This window comes from Kitasatospora sp. NPDC048286 (assembly GCF_043201735.1).
In the GTDB taxonomy this organism is placed as follows: domain Bacteria; phylum Actinomycetota; class Actinomycetes; order Streptomycetales; family Streptomycetaceae; genus Kitasatospora.
The window spans coordinates 132,661-158,849 of the sequence record NZ_JBICZE010000017.1 but is presented as its reverse complement, the minus strand read 5'-3'; the positions used below and the strand labels follow the sequence as shown (position 1 = coordinate 158,849).

General features: G+C 73.7%; 26 protein-coding genes and 1 riboswitch. Of the genes, 16 read left to right on the top strand and 10 right to left on the bottom strand.

Annotation, left to right across the window (positions count from 1 at the left end; all coding sequences use genetic code 11):
• Positions 1-15 precede the first annotated feature (15 nt).
• Both nagA and ACGF13_RS33540 read right to left on the bottom strand, forming a co-directional pair.
• Entirely contained in the window at positions 16-1,212 is a 1,197-nt protein-coding gene (gene nagA / locus ACGF13_RS33545) for an N-acetylglucosamine-6-phosphate deacetylase (RefSeq protein WP_392882559.1), read from the bottom strand.
• Positions 1,209-2,156 (bottom strand): ROK family protein, encoded by a 948-nt coding sequence (locus tag ACGF13_RS33540; RefSeq protein ID WP_392882556.1) that lies wholly within the window; start codon positions 2,154-2,156, stop codon positions 1,209-1,211. Before ACGF13_RS33540 ends, nagA begins: the two co-directional genes overlap by 4 nt.
• A gap of 325 nt (positions 2,157-2,481) precedes the next feature.
• On the opposite strand from ACGF13_RS33540, the gene ACGF13_RS33535 reads away from it, so the two are divergent.
• Complete coding sequence (locus tag ACGF13_RS33535; protein ID WP_392882553.1) at positions 2,482-3,762, top strand: extracellular solute-binding protein; 1,281 nt, start codon at positions 2,482-2,484, stop codon at positions 3,760-3,762.
• Between the two features lie 49 nt (positions 3,763-3,811).
• Here ACGF13_RS33535 and ACGF13_RS33530 read toward each other — a convergent pair whose 3' ends face one another.
• A complete protein-coding gene (locus ACGF13_RS33530) occupies positions 3,812-4,162 on the bottom strand; it encodes a cupin domain-containing protein (RefSeq protein ID WP_392882550.1) in 351 nt (116 codons plus the stop codon).
• 102 nt (positions 4,163-4,264) lie between these two features.
• Here ACGF13_RS33530 and ACGF13_RS33525 point away from each other — a divergent pair, with 102 nt between their 5' ends.
• Positions 4,265-4,492, top strand: coding sequence for a DUF3263 domain-containing protein (locus ACGF13_RS33525; RefSeq protein ID WP_392882548.1), 228 nt, complete (start codon positions 4,265-4,267; stop codon positions 4,490-4,492).
• 104 nt (positions 4,493-4,596) lie between these two features.
• On the top strand, positions 4,597-5,436 hold the full coding sequence (gene otsB / locus ACGF13_RS33520; protein ID WP_392882545.1) for a trehalose-phosphatase: 840 nt from the start codon (positions 4,597-4,599) through the stop codon (positions 5,434-5,436).
• Here the strand turns inward: otsB and ACGF13_RS33515 are convergent.
• Complete coding sequence (locus ACGF13_RS33515; RefSeq protein ID WP_392882543.1) at positions 5,423-6,916, bottom strand: trehalose-6-phosphate synthase; 1,494 nt, start codon at positions 6,914-6,916, stop codon at positions 5,423-5,425. The two genes, otsB and ACGF13_RS33515, sit on opposite strands and share 14 nt — an antisense overlap.
• Before the next feature lie 38 nt (positions 6,917-6,954).
• Entirely contained in the window at positions 6,955-7,992 is a 1,038-nt protein-coding gene (locus ACGF13_RS33510) for a glucosyl-3-phosphoglycerate synthase (protein WP_392882540.1), read from the bottom strand.
• A 111-nt stretch (positions 7,993-8,103) separates the two neighbouring features.
• Positions 8,104-8,238: riboswitch (SAM riboswitch) on the top strand.
• 16 nt (positions 8,239-8,254) lie between these two features.
• Here ACGF13_RS33510 and thrC point away from each other — a divergent pair.
• From thrC to ACGF13_RS33480, 6 genes are all read left to right on the top strand, one after another.
• The gene (gene thrC, locus ACGF13_RS33505) at positions 8,255-9,535 is read left to right on the top strand and encodes a threonine synthase (protein WP_392882538.1); all 1,281 of its coding nucleotides are present in this window, start codon (positions 8,255-8,257) and stop codon (positions 9,533-9,535) included.
• A gap of 26 nt (positions 9,536-9,561) precedes the next feature.
• A complete protein-coding gene (locus ACGF13_RS33500) occupies positions 9,562-9,840 on the top strand; it encodes a MoaD/ThiS family protein (RefSeq protein ID WP_392882536.1) in 279 nt (92 codons plus the stop codon).
• Positions 9,841-10,374: 534 nt separating this feature from the next.
• Positions 10,375-10,578 carry a cold-shock protein gene (locus tag ACGF13_RS33495; RefSeq protein WP_030289665.1) on the top strand — a complete coding sequence of 68 codons (204 nt, stop codon included), beginning with the start codon at positions 10,375-10,377 and terminating at the stop codon, positions 10,576-10,578.
• 322 nt (positions 10,579-10,900) lie between these two features.
• Complete coding sequence (gene groL, locus ACGF13_RS33490; protein WP_316526858.1) at positions 10,901-12,523, top strand: chaperonin GroEL; 1,623 nt, start codon at positions 10,901-10,903, stop codon at positions 12,521-12,523.
• Between the two features lie 113 nt (positions 12,524-12,636).
• Entirely contained in the window at positions 12,637-12,993 is a 357-nt protein-coding gene (locus ACGF13_RS33485; RefSeq protein WP_392882533.1) for a hypothetical protein, read from the top strand.
• A gap of 20 nt (positions 12,994-13,013) precedes the next feature.
• Positions 13,014-13,187, top strand: a complete 174-nt coding sequence (locus ACGF13_RS33480; protein ID WP_392882530.1) for a hypothetical protein — start codon at positions 13,014-13,016, stop codon at positions 13,185-13,187.
• 43 nt (positions 13,188-13,230) lie between these two features.
• Here the strand turns inward: ACGF13_RS33480 and ACGF13_RS33475 are convergent, their stop codons facing one another.
• A complete protein-coding gene (locus ACGF13_RS33475) occupies positions 13,231-13,857 on the bottom strand; it encodes a hypothetical protein (RefSeq protein ID WP_392882527.1) in 627 nt (208 codons plus the stop codon).
• A gap of 65 nt (positions 13,858-13,922) precedes the next feature.
• Here ACGF13_RS33475 and ACGF13_RS33470 point away from each other — a divergent pair, with 65 nt between their 5' ends.
• The 3 genes from ACGF13_RS33470 (at position 13,923) to ACGF13_RS33460 (ending at position 16,083) form a co-directional block, all read left to right on the top strand.
• Positions 13,923-14,306 carry a PadR family transcriptional regulator gene (locus tag ACGF13_RS33470; protein ID WP_392882525.1) on the top strand — a complete coding sequence of 128 codons (384 nt, stop codon included), beginning with the start codon at positions 13,923-13,925 and terminating at the stop codon, positions 14,304-14,306.
• Positions 14,303-15,259, top strand: coding sequence for a hypothetical protein (locus ACGF13_RS33465; RefSeq protein ID WP_392882522.1), 957 nt, complete (start codon positions 14,303-14,305; stop codon positions 15,257-15,259). The genes ACGF13_RS33470 and ACGF13_RS33465 overlap by 4 nt, the downstream gene beginning before the upstream one ends.
• Positions 15,260-15,396: 137 nt before the next feature.
• On the top strand, positions 15,397-16,083 hold the full coding sequence (locus ACGF13_RS33460; RefSeq protein ID WP_392882520.1) for a copper homeostasis protein CutC: 687 nt from the start codon (positions 15,397-15,399) through the stop codon (positions 16,081-16,083).
• 54 nt (positions 16,084-16,137) lie between these two features.
• Here the strand turns inward: ACGF13_RS33460 and ACGF13_RS33455 are convergent, their stop codons facing one another.
• Complete coding sequence (locus ACGF13_RS33455; protein ID WP_392882518.1) at positions 16,138-18,198, bottom strand: HelD family protein; 2,061 nt, start codon at positions 18,196-18,198, stop codon at positions 16,138-16,140.
• Positions 18,199-18,534: 336 nt separating this feature from the next.
• Between ACGF13_RS33455 and ACGF13_RS33450 the strand changes: the two genes are divergently transcribed.
• Positions 18,535-18,696 (top strand): hypothetical protein, encoded by a 162-nt coding sequence (locus ACGF13_RS33450; RefSeq protein WP_392882516.1) that lies wholly within the window; start codon positions 18,535-18,537, stop codon positions 18,694-18,696.
• A 21-nt stretch (positions 18,697-18,717) separates the two neighbouring features.
• On the opposite strand, the gene ACGF13_RS33445 is transcribed toward ACGF13_RS33450, so the two are convergent.
• Positions 18,718-20,355 (bottom strand): DNA repair helicase XPB, encoded by a 1,638-nt coding sequence (locus tag ACGF13_RS33445; RefSeq protein ID WP_392882514.1) that lies wholly within the window; start codon positions 20,353-20,355, stop codon positions 18,718-18,720.
• Between the two features lie 125 nt (positions 20,356-20,480).
• Between ACGF13_RS33445 and ACGF13_RS33440 the strand changes: the two genes are divergently transcribed.
• Complete coding sequence (locus tag ACGF13_RS33440) at positions 20,481-20,735, top strand: hypothetical protein (RefSeq protein WP_392882511.1); 255 nt, start codon at positions 20,481-20,483, stop codon at positions 20,733-20,735.
• A 12-nt stretch (positions 20,736-20,747) separates the two neighbouring features.
• On the opposite strand, the gene ACGF13_RS33435 is transcribed toward ACGF13_RS33440, so the two are convergent.
• The gene (locus tag ACGF13_RS33435; RefSeq protein ID WP_392882508.1) at positions 20,748-23,249 is read right to left on the bottom strand and encodes a helicase-associated domain-containing protein; all 2,502 of its coding nucleotides are present in this window, start codon (positions 23,247-23,249) and stop codon (positions 20,748-20,750) included.
• 168 nt (positions 23,250-23,417) lie between these two features.
• Here ACGF13_RS33435 and ACGF13_RS33430 point away from each other — a divergent pair, with 168 nt between their 5' ends.
• Positions 23,418-24,377: a hypothetical protein gene (locus ACGF13_RS33430; protein ID WP_392882506.1), complete on the top strand. Its 960-nt coding sequence runs from the start codon at positions 23,418-23,420 to the stop codon at positions 24,375-24,377.
• Between the two features lie 84 nt (positions 24,378-24,461).
• Here ACGF13_RS33430 and ACGF13_RS33425 read toward each other — a convergent pair whose 3' ends face one another.
• Positions 24,462-25,097 (bottom strand): NAD(P)-dependent oxidoreductase, encoded by a 636-nt coding sequence (locus ACGF13_RS33425; protein ID WP_392882504.1) that lies wholly within the window; start codon positions 25,095-25,097, stop codon positions 24,462-24,464.
• Between the two features lie 193 nt (positions 25,098-25,290).
• Between ACGF13_RS33425 and ACGF13_RS33420 the strand changes: the two genes are divergently transcribed.
• A complete protein-coding gene (locus ACGF13_RS33420; protein ID WP_392882501.1) occupies positions 25,291-26,064 on the top strand; it encodes an SDR family NAD(P)-dependent oxidoreductase in 774 nt (257 codons plus the stop codon).
• Positions 26,065-26,189: the final 125 nt, after the last annotated feature.

The window sequence follows — 26,189 nt, the reverse complement described above, 5'->3', positions numbered from 1 at the left end:
GTCGGCGGGCTCCGGTCAGTCGGCCTTCACGGGCCGGAACCGCTCGCCGCCGAGGACCCACCGGCCGCGGCGCATCACGGCGACCAGGTCGTAGCTCTCGGAGTCGACCACGACCAGGTCGGCGAGCTTGCCGGCCTCCAGCGAGCCGATCGAGTCGCTCAGGCCGAGGAGGCGGGCCGGGGTGGCGGACAGCGACTCGACGCTCTGGTTCAGGCTCAGCCCGTTGACGGTGACCGAGCGCTTGAACGCCACGTCCAGGGTGAGGGTGGAGCCGGCGATCGCGCCGCCCTCGACCAGCCGGGCCACGCCGTCCTTGACCTCGACCTGGAGCGGGCCGAGCGGGTAGAGGCCGTCGCCCATGCCGGCCGCGCCCATCGCGTCGGTGATCAGGGCGACCCGCTGCGCGCCGGCGGTGCCGTAGGCGAGGTCCAGCACGGAGGGGTGCAGGTGCACGCCGTCGTTGATCAGTTCGACGGTGACCCGCTCGTCCTCCAGCAGCGCCACGATCGGGCCGGGCGCGCGGTGGGCGATGCCGGGCATGGCGTTGAACAGGTGGGTGGCGACGGTGGCGCCGGCCTCGATCGCCTCCAGGGTGGTGGCGTAGTCGGAGTCGGTGTGGCCGACGGCGGCGATCACGCCGAGGTCGGCGAGCATCCGCACCGAGTCCAGGCCGCCGGGCAGTTCGGGGGCCAGGGTGACCATCCTGGCGTGGCCGCGGGCGGCGTCGACCAGCTTGCGCACCAGCGCCGGGTCGGGGTCCCGCAGCAGGTCGGGGCGGTGGGCGCCGCAGCGGCCCGGCGAGATGAACGGGCCCTCGAAGTGGATGCCGGCCAGGACGCCGTCCTCGACGAGTTCGGACAGGACGTGCGCCTGGCGCGCGACCTCGTCGATCTCGCCGGTGACGGTGGAGGCCACCGTGGTGGTGGTGCCGTGCTCCAGGTGGGTGCGGGCGGCCAGCAGCGCCTCCTCGGCGATGCCGGAGGTGTACGAGGCACCGCCGCCGCCGTGGACGTGCAGGTCGACGAAGCCGGGCACGACGGTGTACCCGGTCAGGTCGAGATCGCCGGGCTCGCTGTCGCCGCCACCCGCCCCACTCCCGACGGCGGCGATGCGCTCGCCGTCGACGGTGAGGCGGCCGCCCTCGACGACGCCGCCGGGCAGGACCAGTCGGGCGCCGGCCAGGGCAGTACGGTCACGGTCCGCGGTGGTCACGCGGTCACCTCCAAGGAGAGCAGATCCCAGGCGAGCAGGCCCGCGCCCAGGGATGCGGCGGTGTCTTTGAGCATGGCGGGCACGACCTTCGGGGGCATCTGGAAGGTCAGTCGCTCGGCGACCGCCGCGCGCAGCGGGGTGAAGAGCGTGTCGGCGGCCTCGGCCAGCCCGCCGCCGACGATCACCGTCGACGGGTCGAGCAGGCTCTGGGCCAGGACGATGCCGTCCGCCAGGGCGTCGACGGCCCGCTGCCAGACCGCGACGGCGCGGTCGTTCCCGGCGTCCACCGCGGCGGCGCAGGATGCCGCGTCGGCGTCGGGGTCACCGCTGGCCTCGGCCCAGGCGCGGGAGACGGCGGAGGCGGAGGCCAGTGTCTCCAGGCAGCCGCGGGCGCCGCAGCCGCACAGCGGGCCGCCAGGGCGGACCACGACGTGGCCGATCTCGCCGCCGTAGCCGTGCGCGCCGGCCTCGATCCGGCCGTCGATGCCGATGGCGCCGGCGATGCCGGTGCCGAGGGCGATGAACAGGAAGCGGTCGACGCCCCGTCCGGCTCCGATCCGGCCCTCGGCCAGGCCGCCGGACCGCACGTCGTGGCCGAGGGCCACCGGCATCGCGCCGCCCTGCGGCCCGGCCAGGCGCTCGCCGAGCAGCTTGCGCAGCGGGAGGTCGCGCCAGCCGAGGTTGGCGGAGTAGACCGCGATGCCGTTCTTCTCGTCGATCGTGCCCGGGACGGCGACGCCGGCCGCGAGCGGGGCGACGCCGAAGCGGCTGCGGCCCTCGTCCGCCAGGTCGGTGGCGAAGTCGAGGATGGCGGTGACGACGGCGTCGGTGCCGTGCTCCCGCCCGGTCGGTCGGCGTGCTTCGAACAGCACGGAGCCGTCCTGGGCGAGCAGCGCGGCCTTCATGCCGGTGCCGCCTACATCGAGTGCGATGACGTGCTTCACGGAGGACAGTTTCCCTTGGGCGGGTCGAAGAGGTCTAGTCCAGTTGTCGGATTGGTCTGGTCCATACTGGGTGAGCTTTGTCGCAGCTGCGGGGGTGTGCGGGGCTTTGCGGCGGGGCGCGGGGCCGGAGGCCGGGGTGGGTGCGGACCGGGGTGCGCGGGGGTTTTGTTGCGCATTGTGCAATGACTCGGAGCACTTCGATAACTACTCGGGCGGGCCCGGTCGGTGGTGTGGACCGGCGGTCGGCGGGTTTGGCAGTGTGGCGCGTCCCCTGCCGGAATCCCCCGTTCCGGCCGAATTCATCCCCCCGAAGGCGGTACCCGCGTTGAACAGGCGCGTCCACGTTCCCACCCGTGTGCTCGGCGGTGTACTGGCCGGAACACTGGTCCTCACCGCGGCCAGTGCCTGCGCCGGGCAGGACGGCGGGCCCGTCACCCTCAAGCTGGTCGCGGCCGACTACGGGGAGAGCCCCGAGACCAACTCCCAGCGCTACTGGGACGCGGTCGCCAGGGACTTCGAGGCGGCCAACCCCGGGATCAAGGTCAGCGTCGAGGTGGACAGCTGGACCGAGATCGGCAAGAAGGTCGAGGACATGATCGCGGCCGGCAAGTCGCCGGACCTGCTGCAGACCGGCGGCTTCGCCGACCAGGTGGCGGCGGAGCGGCTCTACCCGGCGTCCGACGTGCTCTCGGTGGAGACCCAGGCCAGGTTCCTGGAGACCTTCGCGCACGCCGGACAGGTGCTCGGGACGCAGTACGGGATCCCGTTCGTCTCCTCGTCGCGGGTGCTCTTCTACAACAAGGCGATGTTCCGGCAGGCCGGGATCGCCCAGCCGCCGGCCACCTGGAACGAGCTGCGGCAGGACGCGGAGAAGATCAAGGCCAAGGTGCCGGGGGTGACCCCGTACGGGCTGCCGCTGGGACCGGAGGAGGCGCCGGCCGAGTCGATGCTGTGGACGCTGAGCGGCGGCGGCAGCATCTCCGACGACGTCGGCAACTACACCATCGACAGCGCCCAGAACCAGGCGACCTTCAGCTGGCTGAAGAGCAACCTGGTGGCCACCGGGCTGACGTACCCGGACCCCGGCAAGATGAACCGCACCCCGGTGTTCCAGGACTTCGCCGCGGGGAAGGTGGCGATGCTGAACGGGCATCCGACGCTGCTGCGGATGGCGACCGCGGGGAAGGTCGAGTTCGGGACGGCGCCGATCCCGAAGCGGGACGGGCTCGGGCGCACGGGGAGCCTCGGGGTCGCGGACTGGATGATGGCGTTCAAGGCGAACGGGCACAAGAACGAGATCAAGAAGTTCCTGTCGTTCGTCTACGACAAGGACAACCAGCTGAAGTTCGACGAGCAGTACAACCTCCTGCCGGTCACCCAGGACGCGTTCGCGCAGATGTCGACGGACCCGAAGCACGAGGACCTCAAGCAGTTCGCGGTCGGGCTGACCAACGCGAGCTTCTACCCGTTCGGGGACCCGGCCTGGGGCGAGGTCAGCGACCGGATCAAGGCGGGGATCGGGCAGGCGGTGACGGGGGATCCGAAGCAGGTGCTCGGGGGGCTGCAGGACGCGGCGGTGAAGGAGGCGGCGGCGGTCCGCAAGTAGGGGGCCGGGGCCGGGCCGGGGGACCGGCCCCGGCGGGGTCGTCCGGTTCCTACGGGAGCGTGATGGCGTAGGCCTTGCGGAGGGTCTCGTGGACCGTCCAGGTGGTGCGGTCGCCCTCGCGCAGGACCGCGCAGTCGCCGGGGCCGACCTCCAGGGTCGGGCCGCCCTCGATCTCGATGGTGGCCCGACCGCTGAGCACCACGAACATCTCGTCGGCCTCGACGTCGGTGACCACGCCGGGGGTGATCTGCCAGAGGCCGCGCAGGTGGCGGCCGTCGGCGGACTCGGACAGCACCCTGCCGGTGACCTCGGGGGTGCCGGAGACGATCTGGGAGGGGTCCAGCGGGTCGGGGTCGAGGTCGGCGGTCGGGATGTGCAGGGCGAAGCTGGGCGTGGTCATGGGGGTGACGTTAGTGCGGCCGGGGGGACGGTGGGGCGAGCAGTGTGTGTCGGGGTCGCGCGGGAGAATGACACTCCGTAGTGGCGGGCGGAGGTGTGCGCGGTGGGCGAGCTGAGTGAGCGGGAACGGGCGGTGCTGGCGCTGGAGGGGCGGCAGTGGCGTACGGCGGGGGCCAAGGAGCGGGCGATCCGGGAGGAGCTGGGGCTCTCCTCCACGCGGTACTACCAGGTGCTGAACGCTCTGCTGGACCGGGAGGAGGCGCTGGCGCACGCGCCGGTGCTGGTGAATCGGCTGCGGCGGGTGCGGGAGGCTCGGCGGGGGGCCCGCTGATCGGCTCGCTGATCGACGGGGGCTCTCGGGAGGGTGGGGGGCTTCCGCGCGCGCCCGCGGGCCGGGGGAGTGCGGAGCGGGGTGCTCGGGGGTAGGGCTCCGGTATGGGCTTTGAAGAGATGTTCGTGCCGGCGACCGGGGCTGGGCGGGACGGGGTGCGGGTCGTCCTGGCGGCGCCCGGGGACGCCGTGATCGGGTTGGACTTCGACGGGACGTTGGCGCCGATCGTGGCGGATCCGGAGCGGGCGCGGGCGCATCCCGGGGTGGTGGGGGCGTTGCGGCGGCTGGCTCCGGTGGTGGGTGGCGTGGTGGTGGTGACGGGGCGGCCGGCCGGGGTGGCGGTGGAGTACGGGGGGTTCGCGGGGCTGCCGGGGGTGGTGGTGCTGGGGCACTACGGGGCCGAGCGGTGGGAGGACGGGGAACTGTCGGCGCCGGAGGCGCATCCGGGGGTGGCGCGGGTGCGGGAGGAGTTGCCGGGGGTGCTGGAGCGGGTGGGGGCGCCCGGGGGGACGTGGGTGGAGGACAAGGGGCGGGCGGTGGCCGTGCACACCCGGCGGACGGCGGCGCCGCAGGAGGCGTTGGAGCTGTTGCGGGCGCCGGTGGGGGAGTTGGCGGCCGAGCACGGGCTGGTGGTGGAGCCCGGGCGGCTGGTGCTGGAGCTGCGGCCGCCGGGGGTGGACAAGGGGGCGGCGCTGACCGGCTTCCTGCGCGAGCGGGGCGCCCGGTCGGTGCTCTACGCGGGGGACGACCTGGGGGACGTGGCGGCCTTCGCCGCGGTGGAGAAGCTGCGCGGCGAGGGTGTCGCGGGGGTGCTGGTGTGCGCCGGCGCGGTGGGGGACGCGCCGGTGCGGGAGCTGGCCGACCGGGCGGACCTGGTGGTCGCCGGGCCGGAGGGCGTGGTGGAGCTGCTGGGGGCGTTGGGGGACGCGCTCACAGCGCGTTGAGCTGGTCCAGGAACCACTGCTGCGGGGGGAGTGCGGTGGCCGCCGCCGCCAGGCGCTTGGTGCGGTCGGCGCGCTCCTCCGGGCTCATGGTGAGGCCGGCGTGGAGGGCGTCGGCGGTGGCGATGACGTCGTAGGGGTTGACGGTGAGGGCGTCGTCCTTGAGTTCGGCGTGGGCGCCGGCCTCGCGGGAGAGGACGAGGGCGCAGCCGTGGTCGGAGACCACGGGGACCTCCTTGGCGACCAGGTTCATGCCGTCGCGGATGGGATTGACCAGGGCGACGTCGGCGAGGCGGTAGGCGGCGAGGGAGCGCGGGAAGTCGTCGTCGACGTGCAGGATCAGCGGTTGCCAGGTGGGGGTGGCGAACTCCGAGTTGACGGCAACGGCGAGGTCCTGGACCTGTGCCGTGTAGTCGCGGTACTCGGCGAGGTCGGTCCGGGACGGGTAGGCGAAGGCGATGTGCACCACCCGGTCGTGCCACTGCGGGCGGGTGCGGAGCAGGTGCCGGTAGGCCAGCAGGCCGCGGACGATGTTCTTGCTCAGCTCGGTGCGGTCGACCCGGACGATGGTGCGGCGGTCGCCGACGGCCGCGCGGAGGGCGGCGAGGCGTTCGTCGACGTCGGGGCGGTGGGCGCGCTCGCGCAGGAAGTCGGCGTCGGCGCCGAGGGCGTGCACGCCGAGGCGGGTGGTCCGCCGAGTGGGGGTCCCCCCGGTGGTGCGGCCGTCGAGCGTGACGGAGAGCGCGTCGTGGTCGACGGTGGCGCCGAGGAGGTCCTCGCAGCAGGCGGCGAAGGCGCGGGCCCAGCGTTCGGTGAGGAAGCCGGCCCGGTCGGCGCCCAGGATGCCGGTGAGGACGGCCCGGGCGACGTCGTCGGGCAGCAGCCGGTAGTACTCGGGCGGGGCCCAGGGGGTGTGCGAGAAGTGGCCGATCCGCAGGTCGGGGCGGGCCTCCCGGAGCAGGGCCGGGACCAGGGAGAGGTGGTAGTCCTGGACGAGCACCGCGGCGTTCGGGGCGGCTTCGGCGGCCAGGGCTTCGGCGAAGGCCTCGTTGTAGGCCTGGTAGGCGGCCCACTCGGTGCGGAAGCCGGCGTCGAAGGCGGGGGCGGTGGGGGTCGCGTAGAGCAGGTGGTGGACGAACCAGAGGGTGGAGTTGGCGACGCCGTTGTAGGCGCGGGCGAAGGTCTGCGGGTCGAGGTCCAGCATCCGTACGGCCTGGCCGCCGACCTCGTGGCCGGCCAGGTCGAGGCGGCCGTGGGGGGCCTCGGCGGCGGCTCTGCGGTCGGAGTCGTTGAGGGCGGCGCAGACCCAGACGGCGTTCGGGTCCTCGATCGCGGAGAGGCCGGAGACCAGGCCGCCGCCGCCCCGCCGCAGGGTCAGCGTGCCGTCGTCGGCGGTGCTGAAGGACACCGGTCCCCGGTTGGAGGCCACCAGGACGGGGGCGGTGCCGGTCGCGTTCGAACGGTTGGTCGTGAGATCGCCCATGGTTGGCATCTTGCCGGGGGCTCGGCGTGGCAAACCCGTCAATGACGGGTGGCGTATTCCGGCACGGTGTGCATCGGGGGGCGTTCCAGGGCGGTCACCGGGTGGGTGTGCGCGGTGAAGGCGCGGGTTTCCGGGTCGCGGGTGAACTGGGTGAGATGGGGGTGGACGAGGTCGGCCGAGGCCTTGAGGCGGTGGGTGCGGTCGAGGCGTTCCAGGGCGGTCCGGTAGATGGTGGCGGCCATCCGGCCGAGGGCCTGGCCGTCCTGGTGGCGGTGGTGCCGGACGCCGACGTCCACCTGGGCCAGGGCGTCGAGGCCGGCCACTTCCAGGGCGTCGACCAGCAGGCCGAGTTCGACGCCGTAGCCGGTGGGGAAGGGCAGCCGTTCGAGCAGTGAGCGGCGGGCCGCGTACTCGCCGCCGAGGGGCTGGACGAAGCCGGCGAGTTCCGGCCAGTGGAGGTTGAGCAGGGGGCGGGCGACGAGTTCGGTGACCCGGCCGCCGCCGGCGGGCAGGACGGCGCCGTCCGACTCCAGCGGGCGGTCGTACATGGCCTTGACCAGCTGGATGGACTCGTCGGTGAGCAGCGGGCCGACGATGCCGGAGACGAAGGTCGGGTCGAACTCGCGCAGGTCGGCGTCGACGAAGCAGACGATGTCGCCGTGGGTGACCAGCAGGGAGCGCCAGAGCACCTCGCCCTTGCCCGGGACGGCGGGCAGCCGGGGGAGGATCCGGTCGCGGTGTTCCACCCGGGCGCCGGCCTCGGCGGCGACGGCGGCGGTGGCGTCGGTGGAGCCGGAGTCGACGACGACGAGTTCGTCGACGAGCGGGAGGCGTTCCATCAGCTCGCGGCGGACGGTGCGGACGATGTCGCCGACGGTGGCCTCCTCGTCCAGGGCGGGGAGGACCACGCTGACGGTGCGGCCGGTGCGTTCCTTGGCGTCGAGGAGGGTGCGGACCGGCCGGTCGGCCGCGCTCCAGGAGCGGCGGCGGAGCCAGGACGCCACCTGCGGGAGGAGCTCGGGAGTCGGTTCGGCGGGCACGGAGGTCTCCTCGGCGGGGTCGGTGGAATCTGTCATCTCGCGTGGCGGACGGTCCCGTTCAGGATTGGCGCCTTCGGATACAGTCTTCGTACAGCGGTCGGACCTTTGCACGCCGGGGTCGCCGTTGAGCAGCACCACAATTTCACAAGCTCATCCAGAGGGACTGAGGGAACGGCCCGTTGACGTCCCGGCAACCTTCTCGCGCGGCTGTCGTCGACAGGCCCCGGCGGGACAGGTGCCAATTCCGGCCCGTGCGCGACCGCGTCACGGGGAAGATGAGGAGAGAGGCCTCGCCATCATGGCTATCGACACTGCCGCACCCGTTTCCGTCGACCTCGGCCCCGCCACCGCGCTGTCCTGTCGCGAGTGCGGCACCCGCTTCCCGCTCGGCCCCAGCTTCGCCTGCCTGGAGTGCTTCGGCCCGCTGGAGATCGCCTACGAGTTCGGCAGCGAGGGCGCCGAGGAGCTGCGCAAGCGGATCGAGGCCGGTCCGGCGTCCATCTGGCGGTACGCGCCGCTGCTGCCCGTTCCGGCGGACGTGGCCTCGAAGCCGAACCTGAACCCGGGGTGGACCCCGCTGGTGAAGGCGGACAACCTGGGCCGGGAGCTCGGGTTCACCGCCCAACTGCACGTCAAGGACGACTCCGGGAACCCGACGCACTCCTTCAAGGACCGGGTGGTCGCGTGCGCGATCGAGGCGGCCCGGGCGTTCGGCTACACCACGCTGTCCTGCTCCTCCACCGGCAACCTGGCCGGCGCGGTGGGTGCGGCGGCGGCCCGGGCCGGGTTCCGGTCCTGCGTGTTCATCCCGCACGACCTGGAGCAGGGCAAGGTCGTCATGGCCGGGGTGTACGGCGGTGAGCTGGTCGGCATCGAGGGCAACTACGACGACGTGAACCGCTTCTGTTCGGAGCTGATCGGCGATCCGGCCGGCGAGGGCTGGGGCTTCGTCAACGTGAACCTGCGGCCGTACTACGGCGAGGGCTCCAAGACGCTGGCGTACGAGATCTGCGAGCAGCTCGGCTGGCGGCTGCCGGAGCAGATCGTGATCCCGATCGCCTCGGGCTCGCAGCTGACGAAGATCGACAAGGGTCTCCAGGAGCTGATCAGGCTGGGCCTGGTCGAGGACCGGCCGTACCGGATCTTCGGTGCCCAGGCCGAGGGCTGCTCGCCGGTGTCGGCCGCGTTCAAGGCCGGCCGGGACGTGATCAAGCCGGTCAAGCCGGACACCATCGCCAAGTCGCTGGCGATCGGCAACCCGGCCGACGGCCCGTACGTGCTGGACATCGCCCGCCGCACCGGTGGCGCGGTGGAGGACGTCACGGACGCCGAGGTCGTGGCGGCGATCCGGCTGCTGGCGCGGACCGAGGGCATCTTCGCCGAGACCGCGGGCGGGGTGACCGTCGGCGTGCTGAAGAAGCTGGTCGAGACCGGGCAGCTGGACCCGTCGAAGGAGACCGTCGCGATCAACACCGGCGACGGCCTGAAGACCCTGGACGCCGTCTCCGACGCCGGGATGACCGCCGTCATCCGCCCGACGCTGGACTCGTTCCGCGCCGCCGGCCTCGTGTCCGCCTGAACCACCCGCCCCCGCAAGGAGAATTCATGAGCGCCAACGTCCGCATCCCCACCATCCTGCGCACCTACACCTCCGGCGCCGCCGAGGTGACCGCCGAGGGCGCCACCCTGGCCGAGGTCGTCGCCGACCTGGAGAAGAACCACGCGGGCATCTCGGCCCGCATCCTGGACGACACGGGCAAGCTGCGCCGCTTCGTGAACGTGTACGTGAACGACGACGACGTGCGCTTCGCCGAGGGCCTGGCGACCGAGATCGGGGACGGCGCCAGCATCTCGATCATCCCGGCGGTGGCCGGCGGCTGCTGAGCCCGCAAGAGAACCCGCGGTCGCCCGCGCGTACGGAATTCCGCTGTCCGTATGCGCGGGCGACCGCTCGCATTCCTGCGGGAATATTTCCGGGTCGAGTCGGAGTAGAGTGTCGCTCGGCTGGGAACAGGGTTTCCCTTTCGGCCCCGCAGTGCTCGGCCCGGGGCGTCCGGCCGATGGGACCGGCCCGTGAAACCTGTCAGGCGGATGTCAGAATTACCGCAGGCATTTGGGTAATTCGTCCGCTATGTCCGGCGTGAAATGCCGAGAACATCCCGATTCGGTCCGTCCTGTCCCTTGACGCCGTGCCGGAATTACCGGTGGTTGGCCCTGTTGCAGAGGGCGTCGGTCCGGATACATTCAGCGGCGGTCGACGCAATCACCCGCTCGCCGGAAGCCGCCTGGCGTCCTGTGCGGAGGGTTGCGGCGTGCACGGCTGCGCCCAGGGGGGGTTCCCCGGGCCGGCCTTCAACCAACCCGGGCCCGCGACCTGCGGGCGCGTGAAGGGCCAGCACAGCACTAGGGGAGTTCGGAATGGCTCAGGGCACCGTCAAGTGGTTCAACGCGGAGAAGGGCTACGGCTTCATCGCGGTCGACGGTGGTGCGGACGTCTTCGTCCACTACAGCGCGATCCAGATGGACGGCTACCGCACCCTCGAGGAGGGCCAGCGGGTCGAGTTCGAGATCTCCCAGGGACAGAAGGGCCCGCAGGCGGACATGGTCCGCGCGGCGGTCTGACCCCTTCCGACCCCAGGAGCTCGGCGCGGCCCCACGGCTGGTGACCTCTCGCTTCTCGACGGGCCCGTGCGACGTGTGTCGCACGGGCCCGTCGGCGTTCCCGGGCGGCTCCCGCGGCGGCTCGCTGATTGCCGATTGGGCTTGCACTCGACCACCCGGAGTGCTAATCATTGGCGTTAGCACTCACAGTGTGAGAGTGACAGCGGACCGGGTCGGTGAGGCCCCCGGGAGCGGTAGGGAATGGACCTCCGCGCACCAGGGCCGTCCGTCGCGGGCACCCCTTGGTCCGAGCAGTCGACCGTGTCCCGGAGGACCACTTCTGATGGCCAAGATCATCGCCTTTGATGAGGAAGCTCGCCGCGGCCTTGAGCGTGGCATGAACCAGCTCGCCGACGCAGTGAAGGTCACGCTCGGCCCCAAGGGTCGCAACGTCGTGCTGGAGAAGAAGTGGGGCGCCCCCACGATCACCAACGACGGTGTCTCCATCGCCAAGGAGATCGAGCTCGAGGACCCGTACGAGAAGATCGGTGCGGAGCTCGTCAAGGAGGTCGCCAAGAAGACGGACGACGTCGCGGGTGACGGCACCACCACCGCCACCGTGCTCGCCCAGGCCCTGGTTCGCGAGGGTCTGCGCAACGTCGCCGCCGGCGCCAACCCGATGGCCCTGAAGCGCGGCATCGAGAAGGCCGTCGCGGCCGTCTCCGACCAGCTGCTGGCCCAGGCCAAGGACGTGGAGACCAAGGAGCAGATCGCCTCCACCGCCTCCATCTCCGCCGCCGACACCCAGATCGGCGAGCTGATCGCCGAGGCCATGGACAAGGTCGGCAAGGAAGGCGTCATCACCGTCGAGGAGAGCAACACCTTCGGCCTGGAGCTCGAGCTCACCGAGGGCATGCGCTTCGACAAGGGCTACATCTCCGCCTACTTCGCCACCGACCTGGAGCGCATGGAGGCGACCTTCGAGGACCCGTACATCCTCATCGCCAACTCCAAGATCGGCTCGGTCAAGGACCTGCTCCCGCTGCTGGAGAAGGTCATGCAGAGCGGCAAGCCGCTGGTCATCATCGCCGAGGACGTCGAGGGCGAGGCCCTGTCGACCCTGGTCGTGAACAAGATCCGTGGCACCTTCAAGTCCGTCGCCGTCAAGGCCCCGGGCTTCGGTGACCGCCGCAAGGCCATGCTCGGCGACATCGCCATCCTCACCGGTGGCACCGTCATCTCCGAGGAGGTCGGCCTGAAGCTGGAGAGCGCCGGCATCGACCTGCTGGGCACCGCCCGCAAGGTGGTCATCACCAAGGACGAGACCACCATCGTCGACGGTGGCGGCGACAGCGAGCAGGTCGCGGGCCGCGTGAACCAGATCCGCGCCGAGATCGAGAACAGCGACTCGGACTACGACCGCGAGAAGCTCCAGGAGCGCCTCGCCAAGCTGGCCGGCGGCGTGGCCGTCATCAAGGCCGGCGCGGCCACCGAGGTGGAGCTCAAGGAGCGCAAGCACCGCATCGAGGACGCCGTCCGCAACGCCAAGGCCGCCGTCGAGGAGGGCATCGTCGCCGGTGGTGGCGTCGCCCTGCTGCAGGCCGGTGTCGCCTTCGACAAGCTGGAGCTGGACGGCGACGAGGCCACCGGTGCCAACATCGTCAAGGTCGCGCTGGAGGCCCCGATCAAGCAGATCGCGACCAACGCCGGCCTGGAGGGTGGCGTCGTGGTGGAGAAGGTGCGCAACCTCCCCGCCGGTCACGGCCTGAACGCCGCCACCAACGAGTACGTCGACCTGGTCGCCGAGGGCATCATCGACCCGGCCAAGGTCACCCGCTCCGCGCTGCAGAACGCCGCCTCCATCGCGGCGCTGTTCCTCACCACCGAGGCCGTCATCGCCGACAAGCCGGAGAAGGCCGCCGCGGCCGCCGGTGGCGGCATGCCGGGCGGTGACATGGACTTCTGATCCTGATCGCTTCGATCGGATCGGCTGGTTCCCCGTCCGTGTGGGCGGCTCCCTTCGGGGGGCCGCCCACGCGGCGTTTCGGCGTTCGGGGGAGTTGAGGAGAGGATGGACGGATGGCTGCTGACGACATTGAGACCGCCCTGCACAACGCGCGGGCACTGATCCTGGCCGACCTCACCGCGCGGGACGTGGCGGACGCCGCCGTCGTCTCGCTGGTGGAGCAGGCCGTGACGCACCGCCGCTGGTGGCTGGAGCAGTGGCCCGACGGCACCGACTACGTGCTCGGACTGGTCGCCCAGGACGTCCAGGACGCGCTGCTGGAGGCGTACGGTCGCTGGCCGCTGTGCACCGACTGCGCGGCCGACGGGGATCCGCACGCGCTGAGCGTGGAGCCCGAGTTGGGGCCGGAGCCGCACTGGGTGTGCGGCAAGCGGGGCGCGGTGGTGGCTCCGGTGGGGGAGCTTTCCTGACGGGTGGGTACGGTGCCCGCATGGGGCGCTGGGTGTGGGGTGTGGTCGGCGGGTGCTGCGGGCTCGGGTTGTGGTGGGGCCTGGTGGAGGTGACGGTGGCCGACCAGGACGTGTGGTGGGCCGTGATAGGGCGCGTTCCCGCCGTGCTGGCGGGGATGGCCGCCGCGGACCGGGTGATCGCGTGGCGGGGCTGACGGGCGGTCGGGCGGGTTGACGGGCGTGCGTGGGGGGCGCGCGTCAGAGGGCGCCGAGCTCGGCCGTCAGGTTGGCGTGGGCGGCCGCCGTGAAGCGCTCGCGGGCGGCGGGCGTGCGGTAGAGCCCGGGCAGGGCGAGCAGGTGGCGCAGTACGGCGGCCCGGCCGGCCGTGAAGTCCGGTGCGGGGACGAAGCCGTACTCCTCGCGGACGGCGGCCGCGTACGCCGCGTACGCCTCGGGGGTGCCGCCGAGGACGGCGAGGTCCGCGTCGCAGAGCACCTCGCCGTTGCGGTCGCCGGGGGCGGGGTCGTGGCCGACGGTGAGCAGCACGAGGCGCTCGACCTCGGCGACCCGCTCGGCGGGCAGCCCGGCGGCGGTCAGCGCGCGGACGGCGAGGGCGGCGCTGCGTTCCTCGTTCTCGGTGCGGTCGGGCCGGTAGACGACGTCGTGGAACCAGGCCGCGAGGCGGACGGCCTCCGGGTCGGCGGCGTGCCCGGCCAGCTCGTCGACGTGCCGCAGCACCGCGCGCAGGTGCGCGACGGTGTGGTACCTGCGCTGCGGCTCCGACCAGCGGCGCAGCAGCTCCCGGCCGTACGGCTCGGGGTCGACGGCGGCGCCGCAGCGGTGCAGCAGGGCGGTCCAGGCGGCGAGCAGGTCCTCGGTCGGCATGGGCACATTGTGGCGGACGGGCCCGGCCCTGGACCTATAGGTAGGTTGGCGATATATGTAGTCGTATGACTGAACGCTCCATGCAGGAGCCCACGCTGCTGCTGCTCACCGCCCTGGCCGACGCGCCGAGACACGGTTACGCGCTGATCCAGGAGGTCGCCGCGATCTCGGACGGCCGGGTCAAGATGCGCACCGGCACGCTCTACGGGGCACTCGACCGGCTGCTCGGCCAGGGGCTGATCGAGGTCGCCGCCGAGGAGGTGGTGGACGGTCGGGCCCGGCGCAGCTACGCGCTGACCGGGGCCGGCCGGGACGCGCTGGCCGCCGAGGCGGAGCGGCTGCGGGCGGTCGCCACCGAGGCCGAGCGCCGACTGGCCGAGATCCGGTCGGTGCTTCCGGGCGGGACCGGGTCGCACGGGCGGCCCGCGGCGGGGGGAGGACTCTCATGAGCGCACCGGCGATCGGCGCGGGGCCCTCGGTGGCGCTGCGGACCGCGCTCCGGTTCTACCCGGAGCGGTACCGCCGCGAGCGCGGCGAGGAACTGGCCGAGGTGTTCGCCGACACGACGGCGGAGGGCGGCCGCCTGGCGGTCACCCGGGAGCTCCTCGGCCTGGCGGTGTACGGGCTGCGGGTGCGGCTCGGGCTGACCGGGGCCTCGCCGGCCGGGCGGCTGCTGGCGCTGGTCGCGCCGATGCTCGCCGGCGCGGTGGCCGGCGCCGCGCTGGTGGCCTGGGTGACCACCGCGGACCGGGTCGCCAACCGGCTCTCCTGGGACGGCTCGTACGGCACCTACGCCGAGTTGCTCTCCCGGCCGGTGGCCGCCGCGCTGCTCCTGGTGGCGGTGCTCCTCGGGCGGTGGACGGCGGTGCGGGGCAGCGCGCTGGTCCTGGGCGCGGTGGGGCTGTACGAGCTGGTGGAGGCCGTGTGGGTCTCCTCCTTCGACGCGTGGTGGAGCGGCTACATCGGGATGGCCTCGCTGCCGCTGGTGCTGGCCGCGCTGCTGCTGGCCGCGGCGCCGACCGACCTGCTGGCCCGGCCGACCTGGCGCGTCGGCGGGCTGGTGCTGGCGTCGGCGGTCGTGGGCGGGCTGCTGGAGACGGCGCAGAACTGGGACGACACCACCTTCCCGCTGGAGCTGCCGTGGGTCGTGGCGATGCTGGTCCTCCTGCTGCTGCTGACCTTCGCCGGGCTGCGCGGGCGGGCGGCCCCGGCGGCCGCGGGGGTGGCGGTGCTGGTGCTGACCGGGCCGGGCTGCCTGTTCAACATCTGGCGTGAGTCCCGGGGGCTCTCGCACCTGCTTCCGGTGGCGGCGCCGATGGTGGCGCTGCTGGTGCTGGTGGCGGTGGTGGTGCACCGGTCCGGGCGGCGGGAGGCGGTCGGGGTGGTCCACGGAGCGGCGTGACGGCGGCGGCGTGAGGGCAGGTGGGGCGGTGCGGCGGGACCGGGCGGCTCCGGGGGGTCGTTCCGGCGTGACCGGATCGGCCCCCTGGGGGTCACCGGGGGTCGCCGGGCTCCGCCGGATGTGGCAGTCTGTCGAATATGTCTAGACCAATTTTCGAAGTCATCGCGCTGACGCCCCAGGACGCCCAGGCCGCCGAGTCGGGCGGCGCCGACCGGCTCGAACTGGTCACCGACATGGCCGCCGACGGGCTCACCCCGTCCGTCGAGGACTTCGGCCGGATCCGGGCCGCCGTCGGCATCCCGCTGCGGGTCATGCTGCGGATCCGGGACGGCTTCGCCCCCGGCGACGTGGACGAGCTGTGCGCCCGGGCCGCCGCGCTGCGGGCCGAGGGCGCCGAGGAGTTCGTCCTCGGCTTCCTCGACGCCGACGGCGCCGTCGACCTGGCCGCCACCACCGCCGTCGCCGAGACGATCGCCGGCTGCCGTTGGACCTTCCACCGGGCGATCGACCACAGCGCCGACCGGGCCGCCCTGCGGGCCGCCGTCGGCGGGCTGCCCGGCCTGGACACCTTCCTCACCTCCGGCGCGGCCGCCGGGGTGGACGCCGGGCGCGAGGTGCTGTCGGCCGAGCTGGCCCGGGCCGGCGAGCCCGGGTACCGGCAGCGGATCCTGATCGGTGGCGGTCTGCGGGTCGAGCACCTGAAGGAGCTGCGGGCGGAGGGCTTCGACGCCTTCCACGTCGGCGGCGCGGTGCGGGTCGACGGCTGGCGGACGCCGGTGGACGCGGCCAGGGTCGCCGAGTGGCGGGCGCTGATCGACGCCTGAGCGCGTGCCCGGAGGGGCCGGTCCGCGGGCCGGCCCCTCCGGGTGGGCGAGCCGTTACCGCAACTGCTCGGGCAGCGGCTCGCCGTGCAGCACCGTCAGCCCGGAGACGGCACGGGTCAGCGCCACGTACAGCCGCCGCAGTCCGGTCCGCTCGTCCGGCTCCCCGGCGATCACCGCGGCCGGCTCGTCCAGCACCACGTAGTCGTACTCCAGACCCTTGGCCAGCGAGGCGGGGACGAGGGTGAGCCGGGCCTCCGCGCTGGTCTCGGTGCCGGGGGAGAGGTACGGCAGGCCGGCCGCGGTGAGCGCCTCGGCGAACCGCGGGATGCGGGCGTCGGCGGCGATCAGGCCGGTCGAGCCCTCGTGTTCCAGCGCCTCCCGGCAGGCCGCGAGGACCGCCTCCGTGCCGTCCGTGCCGTCCCCGTCCGCGATCGGACGGATCGTCAGCGAGCCGGGCGCCTCGCGGACCGAGGAGGCAGGGGCCAGGCCGGGGGCGATCGCCGGGAGCAGCCGGGAGGCGTACGCGATGACCTCCTCCGGCACCCGGAAGCCCTTGGTCAGCTCCTCGATGTGCGCCTCCGGCTTGCCCAGGTGGCGCAGCGCCTCCGGCCAACTCGCCGTCGCCCACGGGGTGGTGCCCTGGGCGAGGTCGCCGAGGACGGTCGCCGAGCCGGTGGTGCAGCGGCGGCCGACCGCGCGGTACTGCATCGGGGAGAGGTCCTGGGCCTCGTCCAGCACCACGTGCCCGAGCGAGGGGGTGCGCTGCACCAGGTCGGTCGCCTCGTCCACCAGGACGGCGTCGGCCGCCGTCCAGCGGGCCGTCTTCACCGAGCGGCCGGGCTTGGGCCACAGCACCGCCCGCTGCTCCTCGGGCGTCAGCACGCCCTCGGCGCACTCGGCCAGGAACTCCGGCTCGGAGAGCAGCCGCAGGACCAGCTTCGCCGGGTCGACGGCCGGCCAGCACTCCTTGACCACCGCCTTGACGGCGCTGTTGCGGGCCACCGCGTCCTGCACCCGGTCGTCCGGGGCCTCGCCGCCCTGCTCCATCTTCAGCAGCACGGCGTGCGCGATGCGCTGCGGCAGGGCGTCCCTGGACGCGCCGTAACGGACCTCGCGGCCCTTCAACTCCTCGATGATCTCGACCAGTTCGTACACCGGCACGCGCCAGCGGCGGGAGCCGCGGACCACCACGCAGGGCTCGGTGGGCAGCGAGATGCCCGAGCGCACGGCCCGGCGCAGCACCTCGGCCATCCGGGCGTCGCCCTTCAGCCGGGCCGCCTCCGGGGTGTCCTCGCCCCTCACCTCGACGTGTCCGACCAGCTGCTGCACGGTGGCCTGGGCGACGTCCAGCTCGCCGAGGGCCGGGAGCACCTGCTCGATGTAGGAGAGGAAGGCGTTGTTCGGCCCGATCACCAGGGTGCCGGTACGGGCCAGGCGCTCGCGGTGCGCGTACAGCAGGTACGCGACGCGGTGCAGGCCGACGGCGGTCTTCCCGGTGCCGGGCGCCCCCTGGACGCAGATCGTGCCCGTGATGTCGGAGCGGACGATCTCGTCCTGCTCGGGCTGGATGGTGGCGACGATGTCGCGCATCGGGCCGACGCGGGGCTTCTCGATCTCGGCGGCCAGCAGGGCGGAGGTCTGCTCCGTCTCGGCCGGGTCGGTGAGGTGCTCGTCCTCGTAGGCGGTGAGCTCGCCGCCGGTGTAGCCGAAGCGGCGGCGGCGCTCGACGTCCATCGGCTCGGTGCGGCTGGCCCGGTAGAACGGCTGGGAGACCGGCGCGCGCCAGTCGATCACCATCGGGTCGCCGTCGGCGTCGTGGACGTGCCGGCGGCCGATGTAGAAGCTCTCGCCTCCGCTGCCCTCGGACAGTTCCTCGCTGATCGCGTGGAGGTAGTCGAGGCGGCCGAAGAACAGCGGGGTGTGCGAGAGGTCGGCCAGTGCGGCGATCCTGGCCTCGATCTGGTTCTGCAGGACGAGGGTGGTGACCCAGGTGCCGGTCACGTCGCGGATGTCGAGCGACTCGACGTCCTCGCGCATGGCGCGCAGCGCGGCCCGGGACGCGGCCAGGTGGTCGCGTTCGCGCTGGAGGGGGTCGGTGATGGGGGTGGCGGGCACAGCGAACCTTCCCGGCTGCCCCCGGTGGCGGGTGCAGCGGATCGTAGGAGCTCACGGTGGGCACGCCGACCGGTTGCCGTGCGGTCGGCACCTCCCCCGGCTGCCTGCGGGACTTCAGCAGGTACCACGGTTCGGGAGGGGGCAGACGGACGATCTTAGACCCGTCCGCCCCGGGGTTCCAGCCGTGCCCTTCCCGGGGTTCCGGTCGTGCGGGCCTCGGGGTTCGCCCTACCCCGGCCCCGGGGTCCGCCGTACACCCGCAGGACGACCCGCGTACCTGCGGATACGGCCTTTGGAGTGATGCCGACGGCCGTCCGGGTGCCTACCGTTGAAGACATGAGCACCACGAACCGAACCCCCCGATCCGGCCCGTCCGGCGCCACCGCCGTCTCCGGGCATCACCGCAACCCGCTCAGCACCGCCGTCCGCAACGTCGGCATCGCCCTGGACACCGCCGCGCGCGTGATCTTCCTCGGGCGCGACGGTGTCCGGTACTGAAATGCCCGGTACTGACGCGCCCTACAGCACGTCGTCCGCGTCGATGATCCGGTACGCGTAGCCCTGCTCGGCCAGGAAGCGCTGCCGGTGGGCGGCGAAGTCCTGGTCCACGGTGTCCCGGGCGACCACCGAGTAGAAGTGCGCCGCGTGGCCGTCCGCCTTGGGGCGCAGCACCCGGCCGAGGCGCTGGGCCTCCTCCTGGCGGGAACCGAAGGTCCCGGAGACCTGGATGGCGACGGTGGCCTCGGGCAGGTCGATCGAGAAGTTCGCGACCTTGGAGACCACCAGGACGCTGATCTCCTTGTTCCGGAAGGCGTCGAAGAGCCTCTCGCGCTGGGCGTTGCTGGTCTCGCCCTTGATCACCGGGGCGTCCAGGGCCTCGCCGAGCTCGTCCAACTGGTCGATGTACTGGCCGATGATCAGCGTCTGGTCCTTCTCGTGCTTCCTGACCAGCGCCTCCACCACCCGCCGCTTGGTCGCCGTGGTGGCGCAGAAGCGGTAGCGCTCCTCCGGCTCGGCGGTCGCGTAGGCGAGCCGCTCGGAGTCGGTCAGGGTGACCCGCACCTCGCAGCAGTCGGCCGGTGCGATGTAGCCCTGCGCCTCGATCTCCTTCCACGGCGCGTCGAAGCGCTTGGGGCCGATCAGGCTGAACACGTCGCCCTCGCGGCCGTCCTCGCGCACCAGCGTGGCGGTCAGGCCGAGCCGGCGGCGGGCCTGGAGGTCGGCGGTGAACTTGAACACCGGCGCGGGCAGCAGGTGCACCTCGTCGTAGACCACCAGGCCCCAGTTGCGGGCGTCGAACAGCTCCAGGTGGGCGTAGACGCCCTTCCGCTTGGTCGTCATCACCTGGTAGGTGGCGATCGTGACCGGGCGGATCTCCTTCCGCGTCCCGCTGTACTCGCCGATCTCGTCCTCGGTGAGCGAGGTGCGCTTGACCAGCTCGTGCTTCCACTGGCGGGCCGAGACGGTGTTGGTGACCAGGATCAGCGTGGTCGACTTGGCCTGCGCCATCGCCGCCGCGCCCACCAGCGTCTTGCCGGCGCCGCAGGGCAGCACGACCACGCCCGAGCCGCCGTGCCAGAAGCCCTCGACGGCCTGCGCCTGGTACGGGCGCAGCTGCCAGCCGTCCTCCTCCAGGTGGATCGGGTGCGCCTCGCCGTCGACATACCCGGCGAAGTCCTCGGCGGGCCAGCCGAGCTTGAGCAGCACCTGCTTGATCTGCCCGCGCTCGGAGGGGTGGACCACCACGGTGTCCGGGTCGACCCGGGCGCCGACCAGCGGGACGATCTTCTTGGAGCGCAGCACCTCCTCCAGCACCGGTCGGTCGGTGGTGGTGAGCACCAGCCCGTGGGTCGGGTGCTTGAGCAGCTGGAGCCGCCCGTACCGGCCCATGGTGTCCGCCACGTCCACCAGCAGCGCGTGCGGCACCGGGTAGCGCGAGTACGTCACCAGGGCGTCCACCACCTGCTCGGCGTCGTGCCCGGCCGCCCGCGCGTTCCACAGCCCGAGCGGCGTCACCCGGTACGTGTGCACGTGCTCGGGCGCCCGCTCCAACTCGGCGAACGGCGCGATGGCGCGACGGCAGTCGGCGGCCCTGGGGTGGTCGATCTCCAGGAGAAGAGTTTTGTCGCTCTGGACGATGAGCGGTCCGTCGTTCACGCGGGGGAGCCCTCCACTGGCTGACAGGGTGGATTGACGCAGACCCTCCAGTGTCGCGCATCGCGGGGGCTGCGCGGGAGGCCGCTCGGAGTGACCACGGTGCGTGCTCGCTCGTTGAGCTGGTCATGAAGAAGTCGAAGCGTGTTCTCACCGCCCTCGCCCTGATGGGCTCGGCCTTCGCGGCCACCGCGTCCTCGGCCGGTTCGGCGCATGCCCTCGCGGGCATCGGGGAGGGGCCCGGCGGGCTGCTCGCGGCGCCCGGGTTCCTGTTGGCGGACACCGTCACCGGGGGTGCGATGCCGGTCGGGCAGGGGCAGATCGGCAGCCTGGCGGACAAGGCCGTGCAGGAGAAGATGAAGGAGGCGCAGCAGGGGCACTGAGCGCCCCGGGGGTCACTCGTCGAGTTCCGCGACGCCGGTGATGCGGTGCAGGGCGAAGGTGCGGAGTTCGTCGGCGTGGTGGTCGAAGGCGGTGACGAAGCCGCCTTCGACCTTGACCGGGTCGATGATCCGCTGGCTGGCGATGCCCTCGGCGTTGAGGTAGCCGATCCACATGCGTTCGCCGAGCAGGACGGCCGTCTGGAGGGCGGCCAGGGTCTCCGCGGCGGCGGTGCGGGGGAGGTGGCGCGGGTCGGGGGTGGGCTCGCGGCGGGTGGCGGTGGCGGCGCGGTCGCCGGCCCGGATGGCCTTGATGGCGGCCGCGAGCAGGGTGTCGTCGGGGGCGGGCGGCCCGTCGGGGACGGGCACGGGGGCGGTCCGGGGCGGGGTGCGGTGGCTGTCCGGGCGGGTGATCAGTACGTCGCCTTCGGCGGACTCGGCGGCCGGGGCGTAGCCCATGGTGCGCAGGGCGGCGAGCAGGACGTCCGGGGCGGCCTGGGCGGCGAGGACGGTGGGGGCGAGCAGCCGGAGCCGCAGGTCGGCGGAGCGGCGGTCGGCGAGCACCTCGCCGAGCAGTGACGGGTCGTCGCAGCGCAGGTAGGAGGAGGCGGCGCCGACCCGCAGGACGCCGTGCCGGCGGGCGACGTCGTCGATCAGGTAGGCGAGCGGCTGCGGGACGGGTGTACGGCTGTGCTGCTCCAGGAAGGTCCGCAGGTCGGTGGCGGTGCGGCCGGCGTCGAGGGCGCGGCGGACCGAGGCCGGGGTGAAGCGGTAGACGGTGGCGCCGCCCTTGGACTCGATGTCGGCGCACAGGGCGAGGGCCTGGGCGAGCGGGGTGAGCAGCGGGCCGGGGGCGATCGCGGTGAGGTCCGGCTGGAGGATCACGTGGTCCAGTGGCTGCGGGAGCAGCGGGGCGAGCACCTCGGCCGGGTCGGACTCGGCGGTGAGCAGCGCGCGGGCGGGGGCGGCCAGGGCGCCGCGGCCGATGATGCCGAGGAGTTCGGCCTCGTCGAGGGTCCAGGCGGTGAGTTCGTCGCGCAGTTCGCGGCCGTCCGGGCCGGTGGGGCCGCCGCGCAGCGGGCGCTGCCAGCGCAGGGTGGGGAGCAGTTCCTCGGCGGTGGCCGGGGTGCCGGGCGGGAGTTCGGCGAGCAGGGCGAGGGCGGCGCGGCGGACGGACGGGGCGAGGGTGCGGTCGAGTTCGGGGCCGAGGGCGGCGCGCGGCTTGCCCCGGCCGTCCGGGGTGCCGGTGAGGGCGGGGACGCGGGTGGCGGCGAGCCAGGCGGTGGCCAGTACGGACCAGCGCTCGGCGGTGTCCAGGTGCAGCCAGGCGTCGTACCCCGGGGTGGGGGCCCAGCGTTCGTCCACCTCGCCGTCGGGGGCCAGCAGCCCCGCGGTGTAGGCGAGTTCGAGCCAGAAGGCGGTCTGCTGCTCGGTGTTCTCCAGGGCCTGGGCGGTGCGCTTGAGGTCGCGGACACCGAGGCCGCCGGCGCGCAGGGTCAGCGGCGGGGTGAGTCCCCAGCCGTCCAGCAGCTCCTCGACGGTCTTGACCGCGGTGTGCGCCTGGCCGGCCGCGGCGCCGTCCACGGCCCCTGGGTCGCGCGGGGCGGCGGCGGGCACCGGCTCGGGCTGGACCGGTTCGACGGTGCGGTGGGTGCGGCCGCCACGCAGGTGCAGCGCGAGCTCGCGGGGCAGGACGACGCTGCCGGGGCTGGTGGGCAGCAGCAGGCCGCGGGCGAGCAGCCACTCGACCGGGCTCTGGGCGTCCTCGGCGGTGACCGGGCGGGTGGCGTCCGGGACGGTGCCGGTGGGCGGGCCCCAGACCAGCCGTTCCAGCAGCCGCAGCGCGGCCTCGGGCGCGGTGGCGAGCAGCGCGGCGCAGCGGGTGCGGTCGGTGAGCAGCGCGGTGAGCGCGGCGACGGCGCTGACCGGGTCCGGGGTGGCGGGCTGCCCGGCCGAGGCGAGCAGCTGCTGCAGCCGGGCCGGGGACGTGCCGACGGTGGCGTCGGCGAGGGTGGGGCCGAGTCCGGTGCGGCCCGGGTTGGTGGCGGTCGGGGCGAGCGCCTCGCGGACGGCGAGGACCAGCCGCAGCCCGTTGTCCGGGCCCCAGAGCAGCGCCCGGTCGCGCAGGGTGGCGATCGCGCGCGGCAGGGCGGTGGCGACGGCGGACCGGTCGGCCGGGGTGAGCGGGGTCGCGCCGGGGTGCGGCTTGACCTTCGCCGGGCCGGTCAGCAGGGTGCGGACGGTGCTCAGCGAGGTGCCGTCCGGGGCGGTGGCCAGCGCCTCGGCGACCTGGAGGGTGAAGCGGTCGAGCCGCTCCAGGGCGCGCAGCGCGGAGGCGCGCGAGGAGAGCCGGGCGGACAGCTGGGTGAGGTCCCCGGGGACGGGGTTCAGCAGGTCGGGGCGGGAGCGGAGCAGGGCGGCGAGCGCGTCGTCGGGACGGGAGCGCAGCTCCTCGGCGAGGGTGCGCGGGCCGGTGGCGGGCCTGCCCCGGCGTTGAGGGCCCTGCTGTGTGGTCATTCGACCTAGGTTAGTCGGGCGAGAGGACGGCGCGGTGTCCCTCGGCCGCCGCACCTCCGACGCACCGCCAGGGGCGCGGACGGACTCGCGCGGGCGGGGGCGGGGTGGGTAGCGTCACGCCGAGGGCGGTTCGGTGGCGGCCGGTACGGGCGAGGCGGGGTGGTCGGTGTGACGGACGGCGAGTGGTGGCGCAAGAGCGGGCCGTGGAGCGAGCGTTCCGGCGGCGGTTCGGCGGACCGTTCGGCGGACCGTTCGGCCGACCGTTCGGACGCCGGCCCGGACGCCGGCCCGGGCGGGGCCGCTTCCGGCGGCGCCCCGGAGGCGCCGTCCGCCCCCGCCCCGGCCCCGGAGCACGACCCCGACAGCGTGTACGACCCGCCGGCGCCGAGCGCGGCCGGCATCCCGTCGGTGCCGCTGGACCTGCCGGACCTGGCCGCCGTCGAGGAGCGGTCGGACGCGATCCCGCCGCCGACGGTGTCGAGCACCGGCCCGTGGACGATGACGCTCTTCGACTTCTCGGACGGGCCGCGGCCCGCGCCGAAGCCGATCCCCGAGCAGCGCACGGCCGAGGAGGCAGCGGCGGCGGCAGCGGCCGCGCCCGCGGCGGAGCCGGCGAAGCCCGCGGACCTGAGGAAGAAGCCGCGCCGGGGCCTGTTCAGGCCGGCCCCGGCCCCCGCCGCTCCCCCCGTGCTGCCCCAGGCCCCGGCCGGGAAGGCCGGGCGCAAGGTCAGGGGCAAGGGCAAGGTGGCGGAGAAGGACGCGTCCGCCCGCAAGCCCTCCCCGCTGATCCTGCTCTCCTGCCTCCTGCTGGTGGGCGGGGCGGTCTCCGGGTTCTTCCCGGCGATGCTGGCCGGCTGGGGCCTCGGGTATCTGTCCCGCCGGATCTCCGAGCTGATGCGCAAGTTCGTGATCCTCGGCATTCCGCTGGTCACGATGAGCGCGACCACCCTCTACTCCATGCAGCGGGCCAAGCAGGGCGGGGGACAGGGCGGCGGCCTCCAGACGGGCTCGCCGCTGGGCGAGATCAGCTGGTCGTCGGCCCCGACCGTGCTGCGGGTGTCCGCCGTGCTGTCGGCGGTGGTCCTGCTGCTGCTCGCCATGCGCCGCCGCCCGCCGCAGGAGGGCTGAGCCGGGGCCGTACCGGCGGTCCTCCCGGGGCGGCCGGGGCCTGAGCCGACGCCGTACCGCTCCGGCTGCGTGTCGGCGGCCGGGTCAGTCGTCGGCGAGGTGGACGAGGCGGCGGAAGGTCTCCGGGTCGCCGAGGTGGCCGACGATCCACCGGGCGACGGTGGCGCGGGTGACGGTGCCGGCGCGGGGGAGCGGCCGGTCGTACGAGACCTGGGGGCCAGGGGCCGGCGGTCCGTCCTTGAGCATCGGCACCCGGACCACCGTCCAGGCGGTGTCGGATTCGGCGAGCACCGCCTCCATCCGGGCGAGGTCGTGGTGGATCTCCCGGTACAGCCGGTCGACCACCAGCGTGGCCACCATCCGCTGGGCCAGCGGGAGCCGGCTGGTGTCCAGGCCCGCCGAGCTCATCGTCACCAGGTGCCCGGCGCCGCTGGCCCGCAGCGCCGCGGTCAGCTCGCGGGCGCCGTCGGAGAAGACGGAGGTGGCCCGGCGGCCGGTGGTGCCGAGGGTGGCGACGACGGCGTCCTGGCCGTACAGCGGGCCGTGCAGGGAGCCCGGCCGGCCGACGTCGGCCCGTGCGGTGAGCGGGGTGCCGTGCGGGAAGTCCGGCAGCCGGGCGGGGTCGCGGACGACGGCGGTCACGGTGTGTCCGGCGGCCAGCGCGAGGTCGACCACCAGGCGGCCGGTGCGCCCGGTGGCTCCCACGACTGCGATCCTCATCGGTTCCTCCTCGGGATGCCCGGGACTCGGGATGCCCGGGACTCGGGGGTTCGGGCTCGGGGTTCGGGCTCGGCCCGGGCCTGGGCTCGGCCCTGGGTCCGGCAGCGGTTGTCATTCATTCAGACGAGCTGTATGAATGAAATCAAGTGAACCACAGCACGCCCCGAGCGCAAGCCCAAAGGAGCGATGGGACATGGGAGTTCGACAGGCTCAGTACCCCGACCTGGACGGCCGGGTGGTCGTGATCACCGGCGGCAGCCGTGGCATCGGTGCGGAGACCGCCCGCGCTTTCGCCCGGCAGGGCGCGGCCGTCGCCGTCCTCGGCCGCGACGAGGCGGCGCTGACGGCGGTGGCCGAACAGCTGCGGGCGGAGGGGGCCCGGGCACTCGGGCTGGTCGCCGACTGCACGGACGCGGCGGCGCTCGGCTCCGCCGCCGCCAGGATCGGCCAGGACCTCGGCCCGGTCTCCGTCCTGGCCCCCTTCGCCGGCGGCGACGGCTACCCGGTGTCGACCGTCCACGAGACCGAGGAGCACTGGCGGGCCGTGCTGGACGGCAACCTCACCGCCACCTTCCTCACCGTCCAGGCCTTCCTGCCCGGCCTGCTGGTCCGCGGCGGCGGCTCGATCGTCACCATGGCCTCCACGGCGGGCCGGCTGCCCAGCGGAGCCTCCGCGGCGTACGCCACGGCCAAGGCGGGGGTGCTGATGTTCACCCGGCACCTCGCGCTGGAGGTCGCCGACGAGGGCGTACGGGTCAACGCCGTCGCGCCGGGTGCCGTCCGCACCGAGCGGACCGCCGCGCGGATGCCGCCCGAGGTGCAGGCCACGGTCGCCGCCGCGCACCCGCTGGGCCGGCTCGGCGAGCCGGTGGACATCGCCTCGGCCGCGCTCTTCCTGGCCTCCGACGCGTCCTCCTGGATCACCGGGCAGACCCTGGACGTCAGCGGCGGGCGGATCATGCTCTGAGCCGCGGGGCCGTCCCGCCGGGTGCCGGTGCAGCCGGGCCGTCCCGCCGGGCGCCGGGGCGGCCCGGTCGGAGGCGGGCGCCGCCCGGCCCGGGTGAACCGATCGGCGATACTGCCAGTTCACGC